The sequence below is a fragment of the Aeromonas sp. R6-1 genome (genome assembly GCF_040908165.1).
Lineage (GTDB): Bacteria > Pseudomonadota > Gammaproteobacteria > Enterobacterales > Aeromonadaceae > Aeromonas > Aeromonas caviae.
Window position 1 is genome coordinate 23814 of the sequence record NZ_JBFODF010000033.1, and the last position, 17607, is coordinate 41420.

Below are 17607 nucleotides of genomic sequence, written 5' to 3' on the forward strand. Positions count from 1 at the left end.
AGAGGTCATGATGATGGGATTCGATACCGGTGCACTCCTCCCCTTGGACAAGGCCCTGCAAGGGATGCTGGAACAACTCACCTGCTGCTGCGAGACGGAGCGGTTGCCCCTGCCCCAGGCGCTGGATCGGATCCTGGCCGAGGAGATAAGCTCCCCCCTCTTCGTCCCCCCCTTCGACAACGCCGCCATGGACGGCTATGCCGTGCGCCTGGCGGATCTCGCCGCCGGGGTGCCGCTCCCCGTGGCGGGCAAGGCCTTTGCGGGCCAGCCCTATGAGGGGGAGTGGCCCGCTGGCCACTGCATCCGCATCATGACCGGGGCCCCTGTGCCCCCGGGTGCAGACGCTGTGGTGATGCAGGAAGAAACGCAAGCCGGCGACAACGGGATCACTTTCCTGACCCACCCCGTTGCTGGCCAGAACATCCGTCGCCGCGGCGAGGATCTGGCGCAGGGTGCCCAGGTGCTCGAAAGCGGCCTGCGCCTGAGCCCCAGGGAGCTGCCGCTGCTCGCCTCCCTTGGCATCGCGAACGTCACGGTGCGCCGTCCCCTCAGGGTCGCCATCTTCAGCACAGGGGACGAGCTCAAGCCTCTGGGCACCCCGCTCCAGCACGGGGACATCTACGACTCCAACCGCTACGGGGTCAAGGCGATGCTAAGCCGCATGGGCTGTGAGTGCCTGGACCTTGGCATCATCCCCGATGATCCGGCGGCCCTGCGCGCCGCCTTCTTGCAGGCCGACCGCGAGGCCGATGCCCTGATCACCACCGGGGGAGTCTCGGTGGGGGAAGCGGACTTCACCAAGCAACTGCTCGAAGAGCTCGGGGAAATTGGCTTCTGGAAGCTCGCCATCAAGCCGGGCAAACCCTTCGCCTTTGGCCGGTTGCCAAACGCCTGGTTCTTCGGTCTGCCGGGCAACCCGGTCTCCGCCATGGTCACCTTCGATCAACTGGTGCAACCGGCTCTGGCCAGGCTGGCCGGTCAGCAGTTTGCACGCCCGCACCCCCTCCAGGCCCTGGCGACAGCGCCGCTCAAGAAGAGCCCGGGGCGCCAGGACTTCCAGCGCGGCATATTGAGCGTGGGCCCGAATGGTCTCGAGGTACGCAGCACCGGCTCCCAGGACTCCGGGGTGTTCAGCTCCCTGTCCCGGGCCAACTGCTACATCGTGCTCGAGCAGGAGCGCGGCAAGGTAGCCGCCGGTGAGACGGTCACCGTCGAGCCCTTCTCGGGGCTGCTGCTGTGAGCGAGATCCTGAGCGACGCAGAACTCCTTCGCTACAACCGCCAGATCGTGCTCAAATCCTTCGACTTCGAGGGGCAGGAGGCGCTCAAGCAATCCCGCGTGCTGGTCATCGGCGCCGGGGGCCTCGGCTGCGCCGCCAGCCAGTATCTGGCGGTGGCCGGGGTCGGCCACCTCACCCTGGTGGATTTCGATCGGGTGGAGCTCTCCAATTTGCAGCGCCAGGTGCTGCACAGCGACGAGCGCATCGGCCAGCTCAAGGTGGAGTCCGCGGCGACGTCCCTGCGCGCCCTCACCCCCTGGCTCGAGGTGGAGACCCACGCCGCCCTCGCCGATGAGGTGCTGCTTGATGCCCTGCTGCCAGGCCATCAGCTGGTGCTCGACTGCACCGACAACGTCGCCATCCGCAACCTCCTGAACCAGCGTGCCCGCCAGCACAAGGTGCCCCTGGTCAGCGGCGCCGCCATCCGGCTGGAAGGGCAGCTCTGCAGCTTCACCTGGCAGGACGATGAACCCTGCTACGCCTGTCTCAGCGCCCTCTTTGGCGATCAGGCCCTCACCTGTGTCGAGGCGGGGGTGCTGGCCCCCGTGGTGGGGCTGGTGGGCAGCCTGCAGGCGCTCGAGGCCATCAAGCTGCTGGCGGGCATGGGCAAAAGCTACAGCGGCCGCCTGCTGATGATCGACGGTCTGGGTGGCAGCTTTCGCGAGCTGAAACTGCCCAAGCGCCCCGACTGCCCGGTCTGCTCAAGGCCCTGAGCTGCGCCCACAAAAAAGCCGAACCCCCGGGGTTCGGCTTTTTTATCTACCTCTGCTGTCTGCTCCCCTCAATGGGTTGAGAGGATCCGCTGCAACAGATGATTGAACCCGGCGGGATCTTCCGCCGGCCAGGCGTGGTGACCATCCGGGGTGTGGATGGTGGCATTGGGCAGGGAGGCGAACTGCTCCACCCGCCGCGCCAGGGGCAGATAGTCGTGACTGGTGGAGATGATGGCCACCGGCTGCCAGAGGGTGCCGAGACGAGCCCGCACCGACCAGCCGGGCAGCGCCTCCAGCAGCGCCTTGTAGGTCTTCTTTTTGTTGCGCACGAAGCGCCCCCGGAAGGTGTGGCGCACCTGGGCGAGATCGGGGCCGGGAAAGAGCTCGCGACCGAGCCACCACGCCAGCGGCCGCATGCCGAACCAGCGCAGCCACTTGAGGCGCATGGCATAGCGCTCCTGCTCCTTTGGCGTCTCCAGCAGAAATTCGCTGAAGCCGTTGACCAGCACCAGCCCCTGCACCTTGTGGGGCAGTTGCAGCGCCAGCTCCAGCGCCACCATGGCACCGAGCGACAACCCCACTACCCAGGCAGGCTCGGGCTGTTCGTCGAGCCAGCGGGCCACGTCCGCCGCCAGGGTGGGCACGTCAAAGGGCCCCACCTGCATGCTCTGGCCGTGGCCGCGCAAGTCGATGGCCACCACCCGGTAACGCTCGGAAAAACGCTCGATCTGCGCCTGCCAGTCGAGGCTGGAAGAGCCCAGCCCGTGCAGCAAGAGCAGCAAGGGCCCCTCCCCCGCACTGCGCAGGGCCAAGCCATGGGATTTCATTACCTGATTGCGACGCACCCGTCCCCCCTTTCTCGACGCCATGCCGGCCACTCATGACCAGCCAATCCGTACTCCGGTCCCCCGTCTACCCCTCTCCCACCAGGCTCACCGCCTTGATGTAGGCGTAGAGGCGCATGGCCGGCGTCAGGGCGAGCCGCTGCGCGGAGCGGCTGGTGATCCGGGCCAGCAGTATCTGCTGCCCGAGAGCCAACTGCAACAGGGTCTGCCCGGGTCGCACCTCCCGCACCTCCAGCAGCCGGGTCTCGAGGCAGTTGGAGAGGCTGGAGTGCACGATGGGCTCGGTGGCGATCACCAGATCCCGCGCCGCCACCTTGATCTGCAAGGGGCCAGCTTCATCGGGGGCATGCTCCATGGTCACCATCAGGGTCTGCTCCCCGAGTCGCAGGGTCGCCATCTGCTCGTGCTCGTCGTAGTGGGCCAGGGTCGCCGAGAGCATGACCCCGACGTCGTCGCGACTGGCCAGCGACAGGTCGGTGCGGGCGAAGATCTCCTCGGGGGTGCCCTGAGCCTCCACCCGTCCCTCTGCCAGCAGCACCAGTCCATCGCAGAGCAGGCTCACCTCCTCCATGGCGTGGCTGACGAAGATCATGGGGATGCCGCTCTCCTGCTGCAAGCCCTTGAGCACGTGGGCCTGATGGATGCGGCTGCGCCTGTCCAGCGCCGAGAAGGGTTCATCCAGCAGCAGCAAGTCGGGCTCGGCCAGCAAGGCCCTGGCCAGTGCCACCCGCTGGCGCTGACCGCCGGAGAGGCCGTGGGCCGGTTGCCCCAGCAGCTCGGCAAAGCCGAGGCGCGCAGCCAGATCCTCAGGCTGCCAGCGCCCCCTCCCCTTGCGAGCCGCCAGTTGCAGGTTACCGAGCACGCTCAGGTGGGGGAAGAGACGGGCATCCTGAAACACCAGCCCGATGCGCCGCGCCTCGGGGGGCAGGGCTGCAAGCTCGCGCCCCTGCCAGCGCAGGGCATCGCCCGGGGCCCTGTCGAGCCCGGCGATGATGCGCAGCAGGGTGCTCTTGCCACAGCCCGAAGGACCGAACAGGCCGAGGATGCGGCTGGGGGGCAGCGCCAGATCGCACGCCAGGGTGAAGGGGCCGAAATCACGTCTGGCCTTGAGGTAGAGGCTCATCCGAACAGCCTCCGTTGCCGACGTTGCAGCACGCCGTAGACCAGCACCAGCATCACCAGGGAGAAGCCCATCAGGCCGCCTGCCAGAATATGGGCATTCTGGTAATCCATCGCCTCCACGTGATCAAACAGGGCGATGGAGAGCACCTGGGTCTCCCCGGGAATGTTGCCGCCGATCATCAGCACCACCCCGAACTCCCCCAGGGTGTGGGCAAAGCCCAGCGCCGCCGCCATCACGAAGCTGGGCAGCGTCATGGGCAGGATGATGCGAAAGAAGCGCTCAAACGGGCCCATCCCCAGGGTGGCAGCAGCCTCCAGCTCCTTGTTGCCCATGTTGACGAAGGCGGAGGTGAGGGGCTGTACCACGAAGGGGAGCGAATAGATGACGGAGGCGATGAGCAGGCCGAGAAAACTGAAGGCGAGCGGGGCCCCGAAAGTCTCCCGCCACCAGCCACCCAGGCCGTACTCCGGGGAGAAGGCCAGCAGCAGATAGAAACCGAGCACGGTGGGCGGCAGCACCAGCGGCAGGGCCACCATGGCCTCCACCAGGGGGCGCAGCCGGTGCTGGCTGCGAGACAGCCACCAGGCGAGCGGCGGCGACAGCAGCAGCAGGATGGCAGTGGTGCTGGCCGCCAGTTTCAGGGTCAGCCAGACCGCCAGCAGATCCCCTTCACTCATCTGACTCACTCCCAACGCCAGATCCAGCACCAGACACGGCGAATAAGCCGCACTCCCGGTAGCGCTGATCACGAGTTAGACAAGTCATTGCCAGCAGATCTCTTTCAATACTCATCGCCCACCTCCCGGGTGAATTCAGGCAACGGCATGGTGCGCATCCTTATGGCAAAAGTGGGCCGACCCGAAGGCCGGCCACTCATCAGGCAGGTGTGTGGTTGCGCCATCAGTGGGGCAGCGCATAACCAGCCGCCTTGATCTGCGCCTGTCCCGGCCCCTTGAGCCAGGCGACCAGGGCATCCACCGCCGCCCCTTTCTTCAGCACCAGGGCCTGCTGCTCGATGGGGGGATAGAAGCTGGCCGGTACCGCCCAGGCTTCGCCGGTCTTGCCCGCCTCCACCAGATTGGCCCAGGCGACGAAGCCCAGCTTCGCATTGCCGGTGTCAACAAACTGCCAGGTCTGGCTGATGTTGGTGCCGGTCAGCACCCGATACTGCTTGGGATCGATCTTGAGATGAGCCAGGGTCGCCATGGCGGCAGCGCCATAGGGCGCTGTCTTGGGGTTGGCGATGGCCAGCTCCCCCTGCCAGTGGCGCAAGGTGGCCTCGTCGGGAGCAGGCCCCCCCTTCTGCCAGAGGCCGAGCTGACCGATGGCATAGGTGAAGCGTTCGCTCCCCTTGCCTTCCGACTCCAGCTTTTGAGGGGTCGCCACGTCGGCCGAGAGGAAGAGATCGAAGGGCGCACCGTGGGTGATCTGGGTATAGAGCACGCCGGTGGCCGCCGAACTGATGACGACGCTGTGGCCGGTCTTGGCGGTGAACTCCTTGCCGATGCGCTCTATGGTGCCCTTGAAGTTGGCCGCCACCGCCACCTTGACCTCGTCAGCCAGCACAGCACCGCTGTACATGGCGCCGGCGCCCAGCACCAACACGGATACCCATCTCTTCATTCCGTTGCTCCTTATGTTCCGGCACGGCCGGATCGATTGACGCGAGCCCGAGGCTCACTCCCCTTGTTGCCAGCGGGCCAGGGCGGCGTCATCGCTCGCCCTGGCCTCGACCCAGCGTTGCACCCCGTCGGCGGTCAGCTCTTTTTTCCAGAACGGCGCCCGGGTCTTCAAGAAATCCATGATGAAGTGGCAGGCCTCGAAAGCCGCCTCGCGGTGGGCGCTGCTCACCACCACCAGCACGATCTGATCCCCGAGCAGCAGCTCGCCGATGCGGTGAATGAGGGTACACTCCTGCAGCGGCCAGCGGCTGCGGGCCTCGGCCACTATGTTCGTCAGCGCCTTCTCGGTCATGCCGGGGTAGTGCTCGAGGGCCAGCCCCTTCACATGCTCCCCCTGATTGAAGTCGCGCACCTTGCCGACAAAGCTGACAATCGCGCCTGTGTCCTGCCGGGCAGCGAGGCGGGCATATTCGTCCGCCAGCGAGAAGTCATCCCGCTGCACCAGAATGCGATCGGTCATGGTTGCCTCGCTCATCATCAGCCTCCGGTCACCGGCGGGAAAAAGGCGACCTCATCCCCGTCATGGAGGGGGGTATCCAGCGGCACCAGGGTCTGGTTGACCGCCACCAGGAGCTTGCCGGATTCGAGCGCCAGCGCCCACTTGTCACCTCGCTCGCTCAAGGCGGCGCGAAGGACATCGGCACTGGCGTAGTCGCAAGGCAGGCTGAGCTCGTCGCAGCCGACCAGCTCACGCACCTGCGCAAAAAACAGAACCTTGATCATGCTTGCTCTCCTTTGGTCGCACCCAGTTGGAAATGACCGGACTTGCCGCCCTTTTTCTCCACCAGACGCACCTGCTCGATCACCATGTCCTTTTGCACCGCCTTGCACATGTCGTAGATGGTCAGGGCCGCCACCGAGGCGGCGGTGAGCGCTTCCATCTCCACCCCGGTCTTGCCCGAGAGCTTGCACAGGGTGCGGATATGAACCCGATTGTGCGCCGTCTGGGGGGCTATCTCTACCTCCACCCGGGTCAGGGCCAGGGGATGGCACAGGGGAATGAGGTCGGCGGTCTTCTTGGCCGCCATGATGCCGGCGATGCGGGCGGTGGCGAACACGTCCCCCTTGTGGTGCTGACCGCTCAGGATCAACGCCAGGGTCTCTGGGGCCATGGTCACGAAAGCCTCGGCGCGGGCCTCGCGTTCGGTCACCTGCTTGTCGGTGACATCCACCATGTGGGCCTCGCCGCTCTGGTTGAGATGGGTCAGGTTCATCTATGCACCTATCGAAAAATAAGATGGATGATCCGGGTTTACTCCCGGGATCACAGATGGGTCACGAAGTTGCACGGCCGGGTACGGGCATCGAGCTGATCCCGGATAAGCTGTTCCCAACCCAGACGGCAGGCGCCGGTGGAGCCGGGCAGGCAGCAGATCAGGGTGCGATTGGCGAGCCCTGCCAGGGCACGGCTCTGCATGGCGGAGCCTTTTATCTCGGCAAACGAGAGCTGGCGGAACATCTCGCCAAAGCCCTGCACCGTGCGCTCGAACAGCACGCCGACCGCCTCGGGCACCCGGTTCTGCTCGTTGAAGCCGGTGCCGCCGTTGATGAGCACCACCTGGACTCCCTCGTCGGCAATCCAGTCGCTCACCTGGGCGCGGATGCGAAACAGGTTGTCGGGGCAGAGCGCCCGGTCGGCCAGCACGTGGCCGGTCTGGGTCAGGGCCTCGACCAGATAGTCCCCCGAGCTGTCATCGGCAGCGGTGCGACTGTCGGAAACCGTCAGGACGGCGATCTTGAGAGGGATGAATTCGCTGTGTTTGGGTGCCATTGGGACCATTCCTGTCAATCATTGACCACGAGAGGATGAGGTGAACGCGCCGCACCGTGGTGCCAGCCATGAAAGGAGCCGGTGGGCGCCGCGTTGCCGGGAAGGGATTCTATCAAAAGATGTCTGGCTGGGGGGCGTCATTGCCCATTAATCTCGAAGGCCGCCGGATCCCGGGGATCCGGCGGCCTTCCCATCAGAAGCCTGGCACCCCTTTCATGTCAGGCAGTTGGTGCGCAATCCCCTTGTGGCAGTCGATGCAGGTGTTGGCCCCGCTTGCCAGGTTGGTGGAGTGCATCTGGGCGGCCCGACGCCCTTGCAGGGAGAAGTCCATGTACTCGAAGTTGTGGCAGTTGCGGCACTCGCGCGAATCCGTCTCCTTCATCCGCTGCCACTCCCGCTCGGCCATCTCCCGCCGGTGAGATTCAAACTTCTCGCGGGTATCCACCTTGCCGGTGATCATGCCCCACAGCTCCTTGGAGGCCTGCACCTTGCGGATGATCTTGTAGGTCCACTCGTGGGGTACGTGGCAATCCGGGCAGCTGGCCCGCACGCCGGAGCGGTTGGCGTAGTGGATGGTGTCGCGGTACTCCACGAACACGTTGTCCTTCATCTCGTGGCAGCTGGTGCAGAAGGCCTCGGTGTTGGACGCTTCCATGGCGGTGTTGAACCCGCCCCAGAAGATGACGCCACCGAAGAAGCCCATCAGCAGGATGACCCAGAGGGCCGCCTTCGACGGTGACTTGAAGGTGGTCCACAGACGCTTCACAAAGCCGGGTAATTTCATCTATGGGTTCCTCAGTTCAGCGCTTCAACCGGTTTGAAGGTATTGTTCACCAGCGGCTTGGCATCCGCTTGCGGCACGTGGCACTGCAGACAGAAGTAGCGACGCGGAGAGACTTCGCCCAGGGTCATGCCGTCGCGGGTCTCGAAGTGGGTGGGGCTTATCTTGGGGGCCTTCATGGCACTGGCGTTCTTGAAGCTGTGACAGGCCAGGCACTTGTTGACCTTGTTGTCCACTTCATAGTTGCGGGTGTCGTGGGGGATCAGCGGGGGCTGGTGCATGTACTGGCGATCGTAGAGGTCGCCATCCTTGCGAAAGTTCTTCATGGGGGCCGCGTCGGCATCCGTCACCAGATCCGTGCTTCCCCGCTCCGACTTGATGCCCCCCGTGCTGTTGGTGATCTCGGGGACGGCCGCCATCAAGGAACCCGCCATCAGGCAGGCCAGCATTGCTCCAATCAGCTTCTTCATTATGTGTTCTCCGACGTTTTCTCTGCCTTGACGGCAAAACCTACAGTGATTTCAAAAACTTGCTCCGCGCAGACATCGATGCAACGGCCGCAGTTGGTACACTCCTGAGCCGCAATCAAGGGCCCGTGACCACGCCTGGCACCGTGAACGGGGCCGCGCAGGATGGGACGCTCCGGGCAGACCGCATAACAATCCATGCAGTTGCTGCACCGCTCGCGCCCCGAGGCTGCAATCTTGATGAACCCGACCCGGTTGACCAGGGCATAAAAGGCCCCCACCGGACAGAGGTGACCGCACCAGCCCCGCTCCACCACAAAAAGGTCGAACAGGAACAGCACCGCCAGCAGGCCCCAGCCCGCCCCCATGCCAAACAGCAGGCCCCGCAGGGTGAGCGACACCGGATTGACCAGCTCCCACACCAGCACGCCTGTGATGGCCGGTGCCACCAGCACCATGGCCAGCAGCCAGTAGCGGGTGGTGCGGTTGAACTGACCATTGCCCTTGAGCCCGAGCCGCCCCCTGAGCCAGGCGGCGGCATCGGTGACCAGGTTGACCGGACAGACCCAGGAGCAGAACACCCGCCCCCCGACCAGCCAGTAACCCGCGAGCACCAGCCCGGCCCCGAGCCAGAGGGTGGGGATGGGCCACTGGCCCGCCGCCACCGACTGCAACAGGGTCAGGGGATCCGTGAGGGGCACCGTCTCCAGCAGCAGGGAGCTGGAGAGGTTGCCCTTGAGGATCCAGATGCCCGCGAGCGGCCCCAGCAGGAACAGCCCCAGCACCCCGAACTGGCAGAGCCGGCGCAGCAGCAGGAAGCGGTGTGACCGCCACCAGCCCAGCCTGGCCGTGGCCTCGGCCCCCGGATACCGACTCATAGACCCTCCGGTTTGCGGGTCGGCAGGGTCAGTCGCTCACCGATGAGGGACTTGCCCGCCTTCTCCTTCTCTTCCCAGCCGAGCCGGTAGTGGTGACCCAGCTCCCCCTTGGCAAGCTGGCGAGGTACCACCTTGATGGCCGCCTCCTCCAGCACGCAGGCGTGCTCGCACTTGCCGCAGCCGGTGCAGACATCGCTGTGCACCGTGGGCAGGAACATGGCGTGCTTGCCGGTGCGCGGGTTGTGTTGCAGCTCAAGGGTAATGGCCTTGTCGATGAGGGGGCAGACCCGGTAGCAAACGTCGCAGCGCAGCCCCAGGTAGTTGAGGCAGGTCTCGTGATCGATGAGCACCGCCACCCCCATCCGCGCCTGATCGATGTCGGTCATGGCCCGATCCAGCGCCCCGCTCGGGCAGGCCGCCACGCAGGGGATGTCGTCACACATCTCGCACGGGACGGCGCGCGCCTTGAAGTAGGGGGTGCCGGTGGTCACGGGTTCAAACAGCCGGGCGAGCTTGAGAGTGTCGTAGGGGCAGGCCAGGGCGCAGAGCCCGCAGCGCACGCAGGCGCCGAGGAACTCGGCCTCGTCGAGGGCCGCCGGCGGGCGCAGCGCCTGGGCAGGCAAAGCCTGCACCTGCTGGCGCGCCACGCCGCCAAGCCCCACACCAAGCAGGCCCACACCGCAGGCCCCCTTGGCCATGTCGGCCAGAAACTGGCGCCGACTACGACTCATCTCGCGCTCCCCCGCCTCAGGCCTTCATGACCTTGACGGCGCACTTCTTGTAATCCGTCTCTTTGGAGAGCGGATCCGTGGCGTCCAGGGTCAGCTTGTTGACCAGCTGGCTCGCGTCGAAGAAGGGCATGAACACCAGTCCCTTGGGCGGACGGTTGCGGCCGCGGGTCTCGACCCGGGTCTTCACCTCGCCCCGGCGGGAGGAGACGATCACCTCTTCGCCACGGCGCACGCCGCGAGCCTTGGCATCTTCCGGGTGCATGAAGAGCACCGCATCCGGGAAGGCGCGATAGAGCTCGGGGACCCGGCGGGTCATGGTGCCGGTGTGCCAGTGCTCCAGCACGCGACCGGTAGAGAGCCACATGTCGTACTCTTTGTCCGGAGCCTCGGCGGCGGGCTCATAGGGCAGCGCGAAGATGACCGCCTTGCCATCGGGCTTGCCGTAGAAGCGCACCCCCTCCCCCGCTTTCACATAAGGGTCGAACCCTTCGCGATAGCGCCACAGGGTCTCCTTGCCGTCCACCACAGGCCAGCGCAGGCCACGGGCTTCGTGATACTGATCGAACGGCGCCAGGTCGTGGCCATGGCCGCGACCGAAGGAGGCGTACTCCTCGAACAGCCCCTTCTGGACGTAGAAACCAAAGTGCTCGGCCTCGTCGTTCAGGGCCCCCTTGCTCTGCTCTTTCGGGAACTGGTTCACCTGGCCGTTGGCATAGAGCACGTCGAACAGGGTCTTGCCCTTCACTTCCGGCATCTTGGCGATGAGTTCGGCCGGCCACACCTCTTCCACGGTGAAGCGCTTGGAGAACTCCATCAGCTGCCACAGGTCGGATTTGGCCCCTTCCGGTGCCTTCACCTGCTGGTGCCAGAACTGGGTGCGACGCTCGGCGTTGCCATAGGCCCCCTCTTTCTCCACCCACATGGCGGTGGGCAGGATAAGGTCAGCCGCCTGGGCGGTCACGGTCGGATAAGGGTCGGAGACCACGATGAAGTTGGCCGGGTTGCGATAACCGGGCAGCGCCTCTTCATTCATGTTCGGGCCGGCCTGCATGTTGTTGTTGCACATCACCCAGTAGGCGTTGAGCTTGCCGTCCTTGAGCATGCGGTTTTGCAGCACGGCGTGGTAGCCCACCTGCTCGGGAATGGTGCCTTCCGGCAGCTTCCAGATCTTCTCGGCGATGGCGCGGTGTTTGGGATCCGTGACCACCATGTCCGCCGGCAGACGGTGGGCGAAGGTACCCACTTCACGGGCGGTACCACAGGCGGAGGGCTGGCCGGTCAGGGAGAAGGGGCCGGAGCCCGGCTGGGAGATCTTGCCGGTCAGCAGGTGGATGTTGTAGCAGAGGTTGTTGGCCCAGACACCACGGGTGTGCTGGTTGAACCCCATGGTCCAGTAGGAGACCACCTTCTTGTCCGGATCCGCATAGATCTGGGCCAGCTTCTCGAGCTTGTCCTTGGGCACGCCGGAGAGCTTGGAGACGGACTCCAGATCGTAATCCGCCACGAACTTGGCGAAATCGTCGAAGCTCATGGGGGTGGAGTCGCCGCTGTCCGGGTTCTTGGCCTTCTGTTGCAGCGGGTTGGTGGGACGCAGGCCGTAGCCGATGTCGGTCACCCCTTTGCGGAACTGGGTGTGCTTGTTGACGAACTCCCAGTTCACCTTGTCGTTCTGGATGATGTAGTTGGCGATGTAGTTGAGGATCGCCAAATCGGTCTGGGGGGTGAACACCAGCCCGTTGTCCGCCAGCTCGAAGCTGCGGTGCTCGAAGGTGGAGAGCACGTGCACCTGCACATCCTGGTGGGACAGACGGCGATCGGAGATGCGCGACCAGAGGATGGGGTGCATCTCGGCCATGTTGGAGCCCCACAGCACGAAGGCGTCGGCCTGCTCGATGTCGTCGTAGCAGCCCATGGGTTCATCCATGCCGAAGGTACGCATGAAGCCCACTACTGCGGAGGCCATGCAGTGACGGGCATTGGGATCCAGGTTGTTGGAGCGCAGGCCTGCCTTCATCAGCTTGGCGGCGGCATAGCCTTCCCAGACGGTCCACTGGCCGGAGCCGAACATGCCGACGGCGGTCGGGCCCTTCTCTTTCAGGGTCGCCTTGAACTTCTCGGCCATGATGTCGAAGGCCTGATCCCAACTGATGGGGGCGAAGTTGCCGTTCTTGTCGAACTTGCCGTTGGTCATGCGCAGCATGGGCTGGGTCAGGCGATCCTCCCCGTACATGATCTTGGAGAGGAAGTAGCCCTTGATGCAGTTCAGGCCACGGTTGACCGGTGCATCGGGATCCCCCTGGGTCGCCACGACGCGGCCAGCCTGGGAGCCCACCAGCACGGAGCAACCGGTCCCGCAGAAGCGGCACGGCGCCTTGTCCCAGGTGATGGCGGTCTTGTCGGTACTGGTGATCAGGTTCGCCGCCAGAGTGGGGGCACTGACACCGGCCACGGCAGCGGCTGCCGCCACCGCATTGGCCTTCATAAAGTCGCGTCGACTCAGCTTCATGACATATCCTCGCATTGCTTAATCACATCAATGACAGCCATTGTGACGAGCCGCGCTGGCTCAGCTCCATGGCGCTTTATTCCTTTGCTCTGGGCTTTTCGTTCATCGAACGCAGACAACAGACCCGGCATCCCGTGTATTACCCGTGGCGCTCAGCGAACGACTCTTGCGCTTCTGCCACATGACGCCTTATTCCCCATCTTCGGCGTCCATTTCATCGAACTGGTGGTAGATCAGGGCCGCAGAGAGCACCCCGGGCAACCCCTGAATGGTGTCGATGGCCGCCATGATGGGGCGCTGGCTCGGCCCCTCCAGGGTCACCACCAGCTTGCCCTCCTCGCTGACGGCGTGGATCTCGGCCCCATCCAGGGTCGCAATCCGCTCTGCCAGGGCGTGGCGCAGATCGGGCTGGGTCAGCACCACCAGGCTGGATACATGGAACTCTTCTCGCGTCATATCACCGTTTTCCAACTTGTTCGTCTCTTGGGTCATCGCGAAGCCTCGCCACGAGACAGACCGATGCTGATGCTGCCCACCGGGCAATCCGCCACGCAGGCCCCGCAGCCGTTGCACGACTCGGCATGGATGCTGGGGGTGGGTACGCGCCCCAGCCGGGGGGAAAAGCGGATGGCCTGCTGCTCGCAGCTGTCCTGACAGCGCTGGCAGAACACCTGAGCCGTGGCCAGACAGCCCGCCTCGATATGGGCCACATACTCCCAGGGTGTCTGGGTTGTCGGCCTGAACACCGGCGCCTGGCAGGCGCTGACGCACTCGGTGCAGAAGGTGCACTCGCCGCGGTGAAAATCCACCGTGGGGAAGCCCCCGTCCCCCTTGATCAGGATCTGCTCCGGGCAGGCCGCCAGACAGTCGCCGCAGCGGGTGCAGCCAGCCACGAACTCGTCCCAGGAGACGGACCAGGGCAACTGGATCCCGGCCTTGGGGGCGCTCAGGCGTCCCCGAAACAGGCCTCTGCGTGACAAGTTGACCCCATCGGTCATATCGACTCCTCTTTTCGAGGACGGATGCCCCCGCGCGGATCCCGTGACTGGCATTTTCAATACCAATTATAAGCGTGGGTGTATATTGCGGCCCTGACAAGTCAGGGGATATACCACCAGGGAGATAAACAGGGGGGATTCTTGCGCTGGATCAAACCCTTGGCGCAATTAGACACAGCAGGGGCAAGGTAAATTACCCCTATGTGAGGATTGATAATTAATCGAAGGTTATTTGAGGTGCACGGCGGCTGTCAGCCGCCGATGGAGGCCAGGTGGGGGGTCATGCCTGCATTGCCTTCATGGAGGCGATGGGTGGCGGCCTTACCGGTCAGCGCCTGGCGAATACGCCATTGCAGCGCCTCCTGCTGGCTGTCATCGGTGAGCAGATCCCGCAGTTCCACCCCGTTGTCGCCAAAGAGACACAGGTGCAGTTTGCCCTTGGAGGAGACCCGCAGCCGGTTGCAACCGGCGCAAAAATCCTTGCTGTAGGGCATGATGAGCCCCACCCCGCCCCTCGAGTCCGGATGCGTGAACACCTGGGCAGGGCCATCATCCAGGCCGCGCAGCTGCTGCACCCAGCCGCTCTCTTGCAGGCGCTGCTTGATGAGTTCACCGCTGGTATGGTGATCGCGAAACAGGGCGTCCATCTCGCCGGTCTGCATCAGTTCGATGAAACGAAGCTCGATGGGTTTGTCCCGGATCCAGGCGAGGAACGTCTCGAGCTGATGATCATTGAGCCCCTTGAGCAGCACGGCGTTGATCTTGACCGACCGAAAACCGGCACTCAGGGCGGCGTCTATCCCCGCCATCACCTCCGCCAGCTTGTTCTCGCCGGTGATCTGGTGGAACTGGCGGGGATCCAGGCTGTCGACGCTGACGTTCAGGGCCGTCAGCCCCGCATCGAACCACTCGCGGGCACGCTCCTTGAGGCGATACCCGTTGGTGGTCATGGCCACCTTCTCGATGCCGGGGGTATTGGCCACGGTCTCGATGATGGCCGTGAAGTCGCGGCGCAGGGAGGGCTCGCCTCCGGTCAGACGCACCTTGCGCGTCCCCATGGCCGCAAACCCGGAGACGACGCGACGGATCTCCTCCAGGGAGAGGAAGGGCTGGCGCCCCTCACCGTCTCCTTTCGGCGGGTGATAGCCGTCCGGCAGACAGTAGGTACAGCGGAAATTGCAGACGTCGGTGACCGACAGACGCAAATAGTAAAAGCGACGGGAAAAACCATCTTCAAGTGGCAACATAAACACCTTTCCAAATACGGGAGGCCAGGGCATTTCTTTCCTGACCCTTTCAGCTCGAGCATCGGCTGACGGCGATCTCCCCCTATCTCAATGACTTAGGCAAAATCGCTCGGAGTTCATCTAGTTTTTCGATGCTAGCACAACTTGGAGTACACTCCCATGCTACTTTGTGGGGTCTTTGTGGGTGAAAAGGGAGCCGGTCGGCATGGGAAAATGGTTCAGAGTGCAGTCGGTCAGCAGCGCCATCGGTCGCTCCATGGTGCTGATCCTGTTCATGGCCAGCCTGATCGCCGTGGTGGCCATGGTCACCCTCTTCTATTCGGTTCCCGATGCCAAGGCCATCAATCTGTCGGGATCTCTGCGCATGCAGGCCTACCGCATGGCCTATGAAATCGAGAAGGATCAGGTCGTCCTCGGCCGGCTCGCCCAGTTTGAACAGACCCTTCATGCCCCCGAGCTGCAGGAGACCCAGCGCTGGATCACGCCCGCCTCCCTGCGCCGCACCTATGGTGAAGTCCTCTTGCAATGGCAAGTGATGCGCGAACATATCGAGAATGCCACTCCCAGCCGTTATACCGACAATACGGAACAGTTCGTCGCCGCCATCGATGACTTCGTCAACCAGATGCAGTACCACGTGGAGTTCAAGGTTCGCATGCTGGCCCTGGCAGAGGGGTTGGGTCTGCTCGCCATCATCACCATCGCCTGGTGCACGGTGCGCTTCACCCGCCAGCAGGTGGTGGCGCCCCTCAATCAGCTGGTCTATTGCGCACGCCAGATCCAGCGTCAGGAGTTCGATCTCACCCTGCCCCCTCACTGTGAGAACGAGCTGGGAGAGCTGTCGGGGGCGTTCGCGACCATGGCCGACGAGCTTGGCAAACTCTACCGGGAGCTGGAGAGCAAGGTGGAGGAGAAAACGGCCAAGCTGCAACAGGCCAACGACACCCTCTCCTTCCTCTATTCCACCGCCCAGAAACTGCACGCGGCGCCCCTCAGCCGCCGCACCCTGCAAAAGCTGCTGGAGCGGGCCGCCGCCCACCAGCACATCGAGTACATCCGCCTCACCCGCTTCGAGCACAATGCGATGCCGGTCTACATCACAGGTCGCAAGGGGTGGCCGGGGGATCTGGACGCCGTGGTGAGCTTCTACCTGCAGATGGATGACGAGGAGTACGGCCGGCTCGACTTGATAAGCGACCACCCCATCGACGAGCGGCTGATGAAGAACTTCTCCATGTTGCTGGCCCAGGTGCTGCACAAGGATCAGACCCTGCTGCAGCACCAGCGCCTGCTGCTGATGGAAGAGCGCGCCGTCATCGCCCGTGAACTGCACGACTCCCTCGCCCAGGCCCTCTCTTACCTGAAGATCCAGGCCACGCTGCTCAAGCGCTCCTTCGCCAAGGGGGACAGGGCCAAGACCGAGGCAGCCATGGAGCAGATCGACGAGGGGCTCAGCAATGCCTATACCCAGTTGCGCGAACTGCTCGGCACCTTCCGCCTCAGCATCGGCGATGCCAACCTGGGTGAAGCCATCGCGGTCATGCTCGAGCAGCTCAAACCCCAGACGCACGCCGACATCAGGCTCCAGTACGGACTGACGGACACCGACCTTGAAGCGGGGCAGCACATCCACATCCTGCAGCTGATCCGTGAGGCAGTGCTCAATGCCATCAAGCATGCCAGCGCGCGGCACATTGACGTTAGCTGTGAGACCCTGGCTGATGGTAACATCCAGGTTCAGATTGCAGACGATGGTGTTGGAATAAGGGGCGCAAGCTCGGCGGTGAATCACTACGGTCTCAGCATCATGAATGAACGCGCCAGCAAATTGCGCGGCCAGTTGACCATCAGTGAACCGCCCTCCGGGGGCACCCGCATACACCTGACCTTTCCCACCAGCCTAACAAGAGACGCCTGATGGACGAGATGAAATACAGTGTTCTGGTCGTGGACGACCACCCCCTGATGCGCAAGGGAATTGTGCAACTGCTGGAGTTGGAAGATCACATCGACGTGGTTGGCGAGGCCTCCAACGGCACCGACGCCGTGGCCATGGCCAAGGAGTCCGAACCGGACCTTATCCTGCTCGACCTCAACATGAAGGGGTTGTCAGGTCTCGATACCCTCAAGGCGCTGCGGGCCGAAGAGGTGACTTCCCGCGTGGTGATCCTGACCGTCTCTGACGCCCGCCAGGATGTGGTTGCCCTGCTCAAGGCAGGCGCGGACGGCTATCTGCTCAAGGACACCGAGCCTGACATGCTGCTGGCCCAGCTGGCTGACGTGATGACCGGCAAGCAGATCCTGAGCGAGCCGCTACGTCCCTATCTCGAGAACATCTACGAGTTGGACCACCTGCAGCAGAAGCTGGAGAGCCTGACCCGACGCGAGATGCAGATCATGCGTGAAATCGCCAAGGGGTTGTCCAACAAGCAGGTCGCCTCCGTGCTCCATATCTCCGAGGGAACCGTCAAGGTCCACGTCAAGAGCCTGCTGAAAAAGCTCGAGGCCCAAAGCCGCGTCGAAGCAGCCGTCATGTACCTGGAACAGCGCAACTGAGGTCCCGGCCTCCTGCCAGCAAGGGGTCAC

20 protein-coding genes and 1 riboswitch are annotated in these 17607 nt (G+C 64.0%); of the genes, 4 read left to right on the plus strand and 16 right to left on the minus strand.

Going from position 1 to position 17607, the window contains the following annotated elements; all coding sequences use genetic code 11:
* Positions 1-13: 13 nt before the first annotated feature.
* The gene (moeA, locus tag AB5Y68_RS09375) at positions 14-1240 is read left to right on the plus strand and encodes a molybdopterin molybdotransferase MoeA (RefSeq protein ID WP_039038870.1); all 1227 of its coding nucleotides are present in this window, start codon (positions 14-16) and stop codon (positions 1238-1240) included.
* Entirely contained in the window at positions 1237-1992 is a 756-nt protein-coding gene (moeB, locus tag AB5Y68_RS09380; RefSeq protein ID WP_039038852.1) for a molybdopterin-synthase adenylyltransferase MoeB, read from the plus strand. Before moeA ends, moeB begins: the two co-directional genes overlap by 4 nt.
* A gap of 68 nt (positions 1993-2060) precedes the next feature.
* Here moeB and AB5Y68_RS09385 read toward each other — a convergent pair whose 3' ends face one another.
* From AB5Y68_RS09385 to moaA, 16 genes are all read right to left on the minus strand, one after another.
* On the minus strand, positions 2061-2837 hold the full coding sequence (locus tag AB5Y68_RS09385) for an alpha/beta fold hydrolase (protein WP_039038851.1): 777 nt from the start codon (positions 2835-2837) through the stop codon (positions 2061-2063).
* 67 nt (positions 2838-2904) lie between these two features.
* The gene (gene modC / locus AB5Y68_RS09390; RefSeq protein WP_039038850.1) at positions 2905-3960 is read right to left on the minus strand and encodes a molybdenum ABC transporter ATP-binding protein; all 1056 of its coding nucleotides are present in this window, start codon (positions 3958-3960) and stop codon (positions 2905-2907) included.
* Positions 3957-4637, minus strand: coding sequence for a molybdate ABC transporter permease subunit (gene modB / locus AB5Y68_RS09395; RefSeq protein WP_010674165.1), 681 nt, complete (start codon positions 4635-4637; stop codon positions 3957-3959). Before modB ends, modC begins: the two co-directional genes overlap by 4 nt.
* A 223-nt stretch (positions 4638-4860) precedes the next feature.
* Positions 4861-5583, minus strand: coding sequence for a molybdate ABC transporter substrate-binding protein (gene modA, locus AB5Y68_RS09400; RefSeq protein WP_368207108.1), 723 nt, complete (start codon positions 5581-5583; stop codon positions 4861-4863).
* Between the two features lie 54 nt (positions 5584-5637).
* Positions 5638-6117, minus strand: a complete 480-nt coding sequence (gene moaE / locus AB5Y68_RS09405) for a molybdopterin synthase catalytic subunit MoaE (RefSeq protein WP_301480805.1) — start codon at positions 6115-6117, stop codon at positions 5638-5640.
* A 2-nt stretch (positions 6118-6119) separates the two neighbouring features.
* Positions 6120-6365: a molybdopterin synthase sulfur carrier subunit gene (moaD, locus tag AB5Y68_RS09410; RefSeq protein WP_048207331.1), complete on the minus strand. Its 246-nt coding sequence runs from the start codon at positions 6363-6365 to the stop codon at positions 6120-6122.
* Positions 6362-6856: a cyclic pyranopterin monophosphate synthase MoaC gene (moaC, locus tag AB5Y68_RS09415; protein ID WP_010674161.1), complete on the minus strand. Its 495-nt coding sequence runs from the start codon at positions 6854-6856 to the stop codon at positions 6362-6364. The genes moaD and moaC overlap by 4 nt, the downstream gene beginning before the upstream one ends.
* Positions 6857-6906: 50 nt before the next feature.
* Entirely contained in the window at positions 6907-7413 is a 507-nt protein-coding gene (moaB, locus tag AB5Y68_RS09420; RefSeq protein WP_039038846.1) for a molybdenum cofactor biosynthesis protein B, read from the minus strand.
* A 193-nt stretch (positions 7414-7606) separates the two neighbouring features.
* On the minus strand, positions 7607-8197 hold the full coding sequence (locus AB5Y68_RS09425) for a cytochrome c3 family protein (RefSeq protein WP_039038845.1): 591 nt from the start codon (positions 8195-8197) through the stop codon (positions 7607-7609).
* Between the two features lie 11 nt (positions 8198-8208).
* Positions 8209-8664: a nitrate reductase cytochrome c-type subunit gene (locus AB5Y68_RS09430; protein ID WP_029314277.1), complete on the minus strand. Its 456-nt coding sequence runs from the start codon at positions 8662-8664 to the stop codon at positions 8209-8211.
* Positions 8664-9539: a quinol dehydrogenase ferredoxin subunit NapH gene (gene napH, locus AB5Y68_RS09435; protein ID WP_039038844.1), complete on the minus strand. Its 876-nt coding sequence runs from the start codon at positions 9537-9539 to the stop codon at positions 8664-8666. Before napH ends, AB5Y68_RS09430 begins: the two co-directional genes overlap by 1 nt.
* Positions 9536-10270 (minus strand): ferredoxin-type protein NapG, encoded by a 735-nt coding sequence (gene napG / locus AB5Y68_RS09440; RefSeq protein WP_010674156.1) that lies wholly within the window; start codon positions 10268-10270, stop codon positions 9536-9538. The genes napH and napG overlap by 4 nt, the downstream gene beginning before the upstream one ends.
* 16 nt (positions 10271-10286) lie before the next feature.
* Positions 10287-12776, minus strand: coding sequence for a nitrate reductase catalytic subunit NapA (napA, locus tag AB5Y68_RS09445; protein WP_041212735.1), 2490 nt, complete (start codon positions 12774-12776; stop codon positions 10287-10289).
* A 189-nt stretch (positions 12777-12965) separates the two neighbouring features.
* Positions 12966-13268, minus strand: coding sequence for a chaperone NapD (locus tag AB5Y68_RS09450; protein ID WP_010674154.1), 303 nt, complete (start codon positions 13266-13268; stop codon positions 12966-12968).
* Positions 13265-13774: a ferredoxin-type protein NapF gene (gene napF / locus AB5Y68_RS09455; protein WP_010674153.1), complete on the minus strand. Its 510-nt coding sequence runs from the start codon at positions 13772-13774 to the stop codon at positions 13265-13267. Before napF ends, AB5Y68_RS09450 begins: the two co-directional genes overlap by 4 nt.
* Before the next feature lie 251 nt (positions 13775-14025).
* A complete protein-coding gene (moaA, locus tag AB5Y68_RS09460; RefSeq protein ID WP_368207111.1) occupies positions 14026-15021 on the minus strand; it encodes a GTP 3',8-cyclase MoaA in 996 nt (331 codons plus the stop codon).
* Positions 15009-15148: riboswitch (molybdenum cofactor riboswitch) on the minus strand. Its footprint overlaps the gene before it by 13 nt.
* A gap of 78 nt (positions 15149-15226) precedes the next feature.
* Here moaA and narQ point away from each other — a divergent pair.
* Together narQ and narL are read left to right on the plus strand one after the other, a co-directional pair.
* Positions 15227-16939 (plus strand): nitrate/nitrite two-component system sensor histidine kinase NarQ, encoded by a 1713-nt coding sequence (gene narQ / locus AB5Y68_RS09465; RefSeq protein WP_010674151.1) that lies wholly within the window; start codon positions 15227-15229, stop codon positions 16937-16939.
* On the plus strand, positions 16939-17577 hold the full coding sequence (gene narL, locus AB5Y68_RS09470) for a two-component system response regulator NarL (RefSeq protein WP_104452698.1): 639 nt from the start codon (positions 16939-16941) through the stop codon (positions 17575-17577). The genes narQ and narL overlap by 1 nt, the downstream gene beginning before the upstream one ends.
* Positions 17578-17607: the final 30 nt, after the last annotated feature.

Excerpts from the sequence above, each read along its gene's own strand:
- moeA (WP_039038870.1), top strand. The coding sequence starts at position 14 with ATGGGATTCGATACCGGTGCACTCCTCCCCTTGGACAAGGCCCTGCAA.
- modC (WP_039038850.1), bottom strand. The coding sequence starts at position 3,960 with ATGAGCCTCTACCTCAAGGCCAGACGTGATTTCGGCCCCTTCACCCTG.
- modB (WP_010674165.1), bottom strand. The coding sequence starts at position 4,637 with ATGAGTGAAGGGGATCTGCTGGCGGTCTGGCTGACCCTGAAACTGGCG.
- modA (WP_368207108.1), bottom strand. The coding sequence starts at position 5,583 with ATGAAGAGATGGGTATCCGTGTTGGTGCTGGGCGCCGGCGCCATGTAC.
- moaE (WP_301480805.1), bottom strand. The coding sequence starts at position 6,117 with ATGAGCGAGGCAACCATGACCGATCGCATTCTGGTGCAGCGGGATGAC.
- moaD (WP_048207331.1), bottom strand. The coding sequence starts at position 6,365 with ATGATCAAGGTTCTGTTTTTTGCGCAGGTGCGTGAGCTGGTCGGCTGC.
- moaC (WP_010674161.1), bottom strand. The coding sequence starts at position 6,856 with ATGAACCTGACCCATCTCAACCAGAGCGGCGAGGCCCACATGGTGGAT.
- moaB (WP_039038846.1), bottom strand. The coding sequence starts at position 7,413 with ATGGCACCCAAACACAGCGAATTCATCCCTCTCAAGATCGCCGTCCTG.
- AB5Y68_RS09425 (WP_039038845.1), bottom strand. The coding sequence starts at position 8,197 with ATGAAATTACCCGGCTTTGTGAAGCGTCTGTGGACCACCTTCAAGTCA.
- AB5Y68_RS09430 (WP_029314277.1), bottom strand. The coding sequence starts at position 8,664 with ATGAAGAAGCTGATTGGAGCAATGCTGGCCTGCCTGATGGCGGGTTCC.
- napH (WP_039038844.1), bottom strand. The coding sequence starts at position 9,539 with ATGAGTCGGTATCCGGGGGCCGAGGCCACGGCCAGGCTGGGCTGGTGG.
- napG (WP_010674156.1), bottom strand. The coding sequence starts at position 10,270 with ATGAGTCGTAGTCGGCGCCAGTTTCTGGCCGACATGGCCAAGGGGGCC.
- napA (WP_041212735.1), bottom strand. The coding sequence starts at position 12,776 with ATGAAGCTGAGTCGACGCGACTTTATGAAGGCCAATGCGGTGGCGGCA.
- AB5Y68_RS09450 (WP_010674154.1), bottom strand. The coding sequence starts at position 13,268 with ATGACCCAAGAGACGAACAAGTTGGAAAACGGTGATATGACGCGAGAA.
- napF (WP_010674153.1), bottom strand. The coding sequence starts at position 13,774 with ATGACCGATGGGGTCAACTTGTCACGCAGAGGCCTGTTTCGGGGACGC.
- moaA (WP_368207111.1), bottom strand. The coding sequence starts at position 15,021 with ATGTTGCCACTTGAAGATGGTTTTTCCCGTCGCTTTTACTATTTGCGT.
- narQ (WP_010674151.1), top strand. The coding sequence starts at position 15,227 with ATGGGAAAATGGTTCAGAGTGCAGTCGGTCAGCAGCGCCATCGGTCGC.
- narL (WP_104452698.1), top strand. The coding sequence starts at position 16,939 with ATGGACGAGATGAAATACAGTGTTCTGGTCGTGGACGACCACCCCCTG.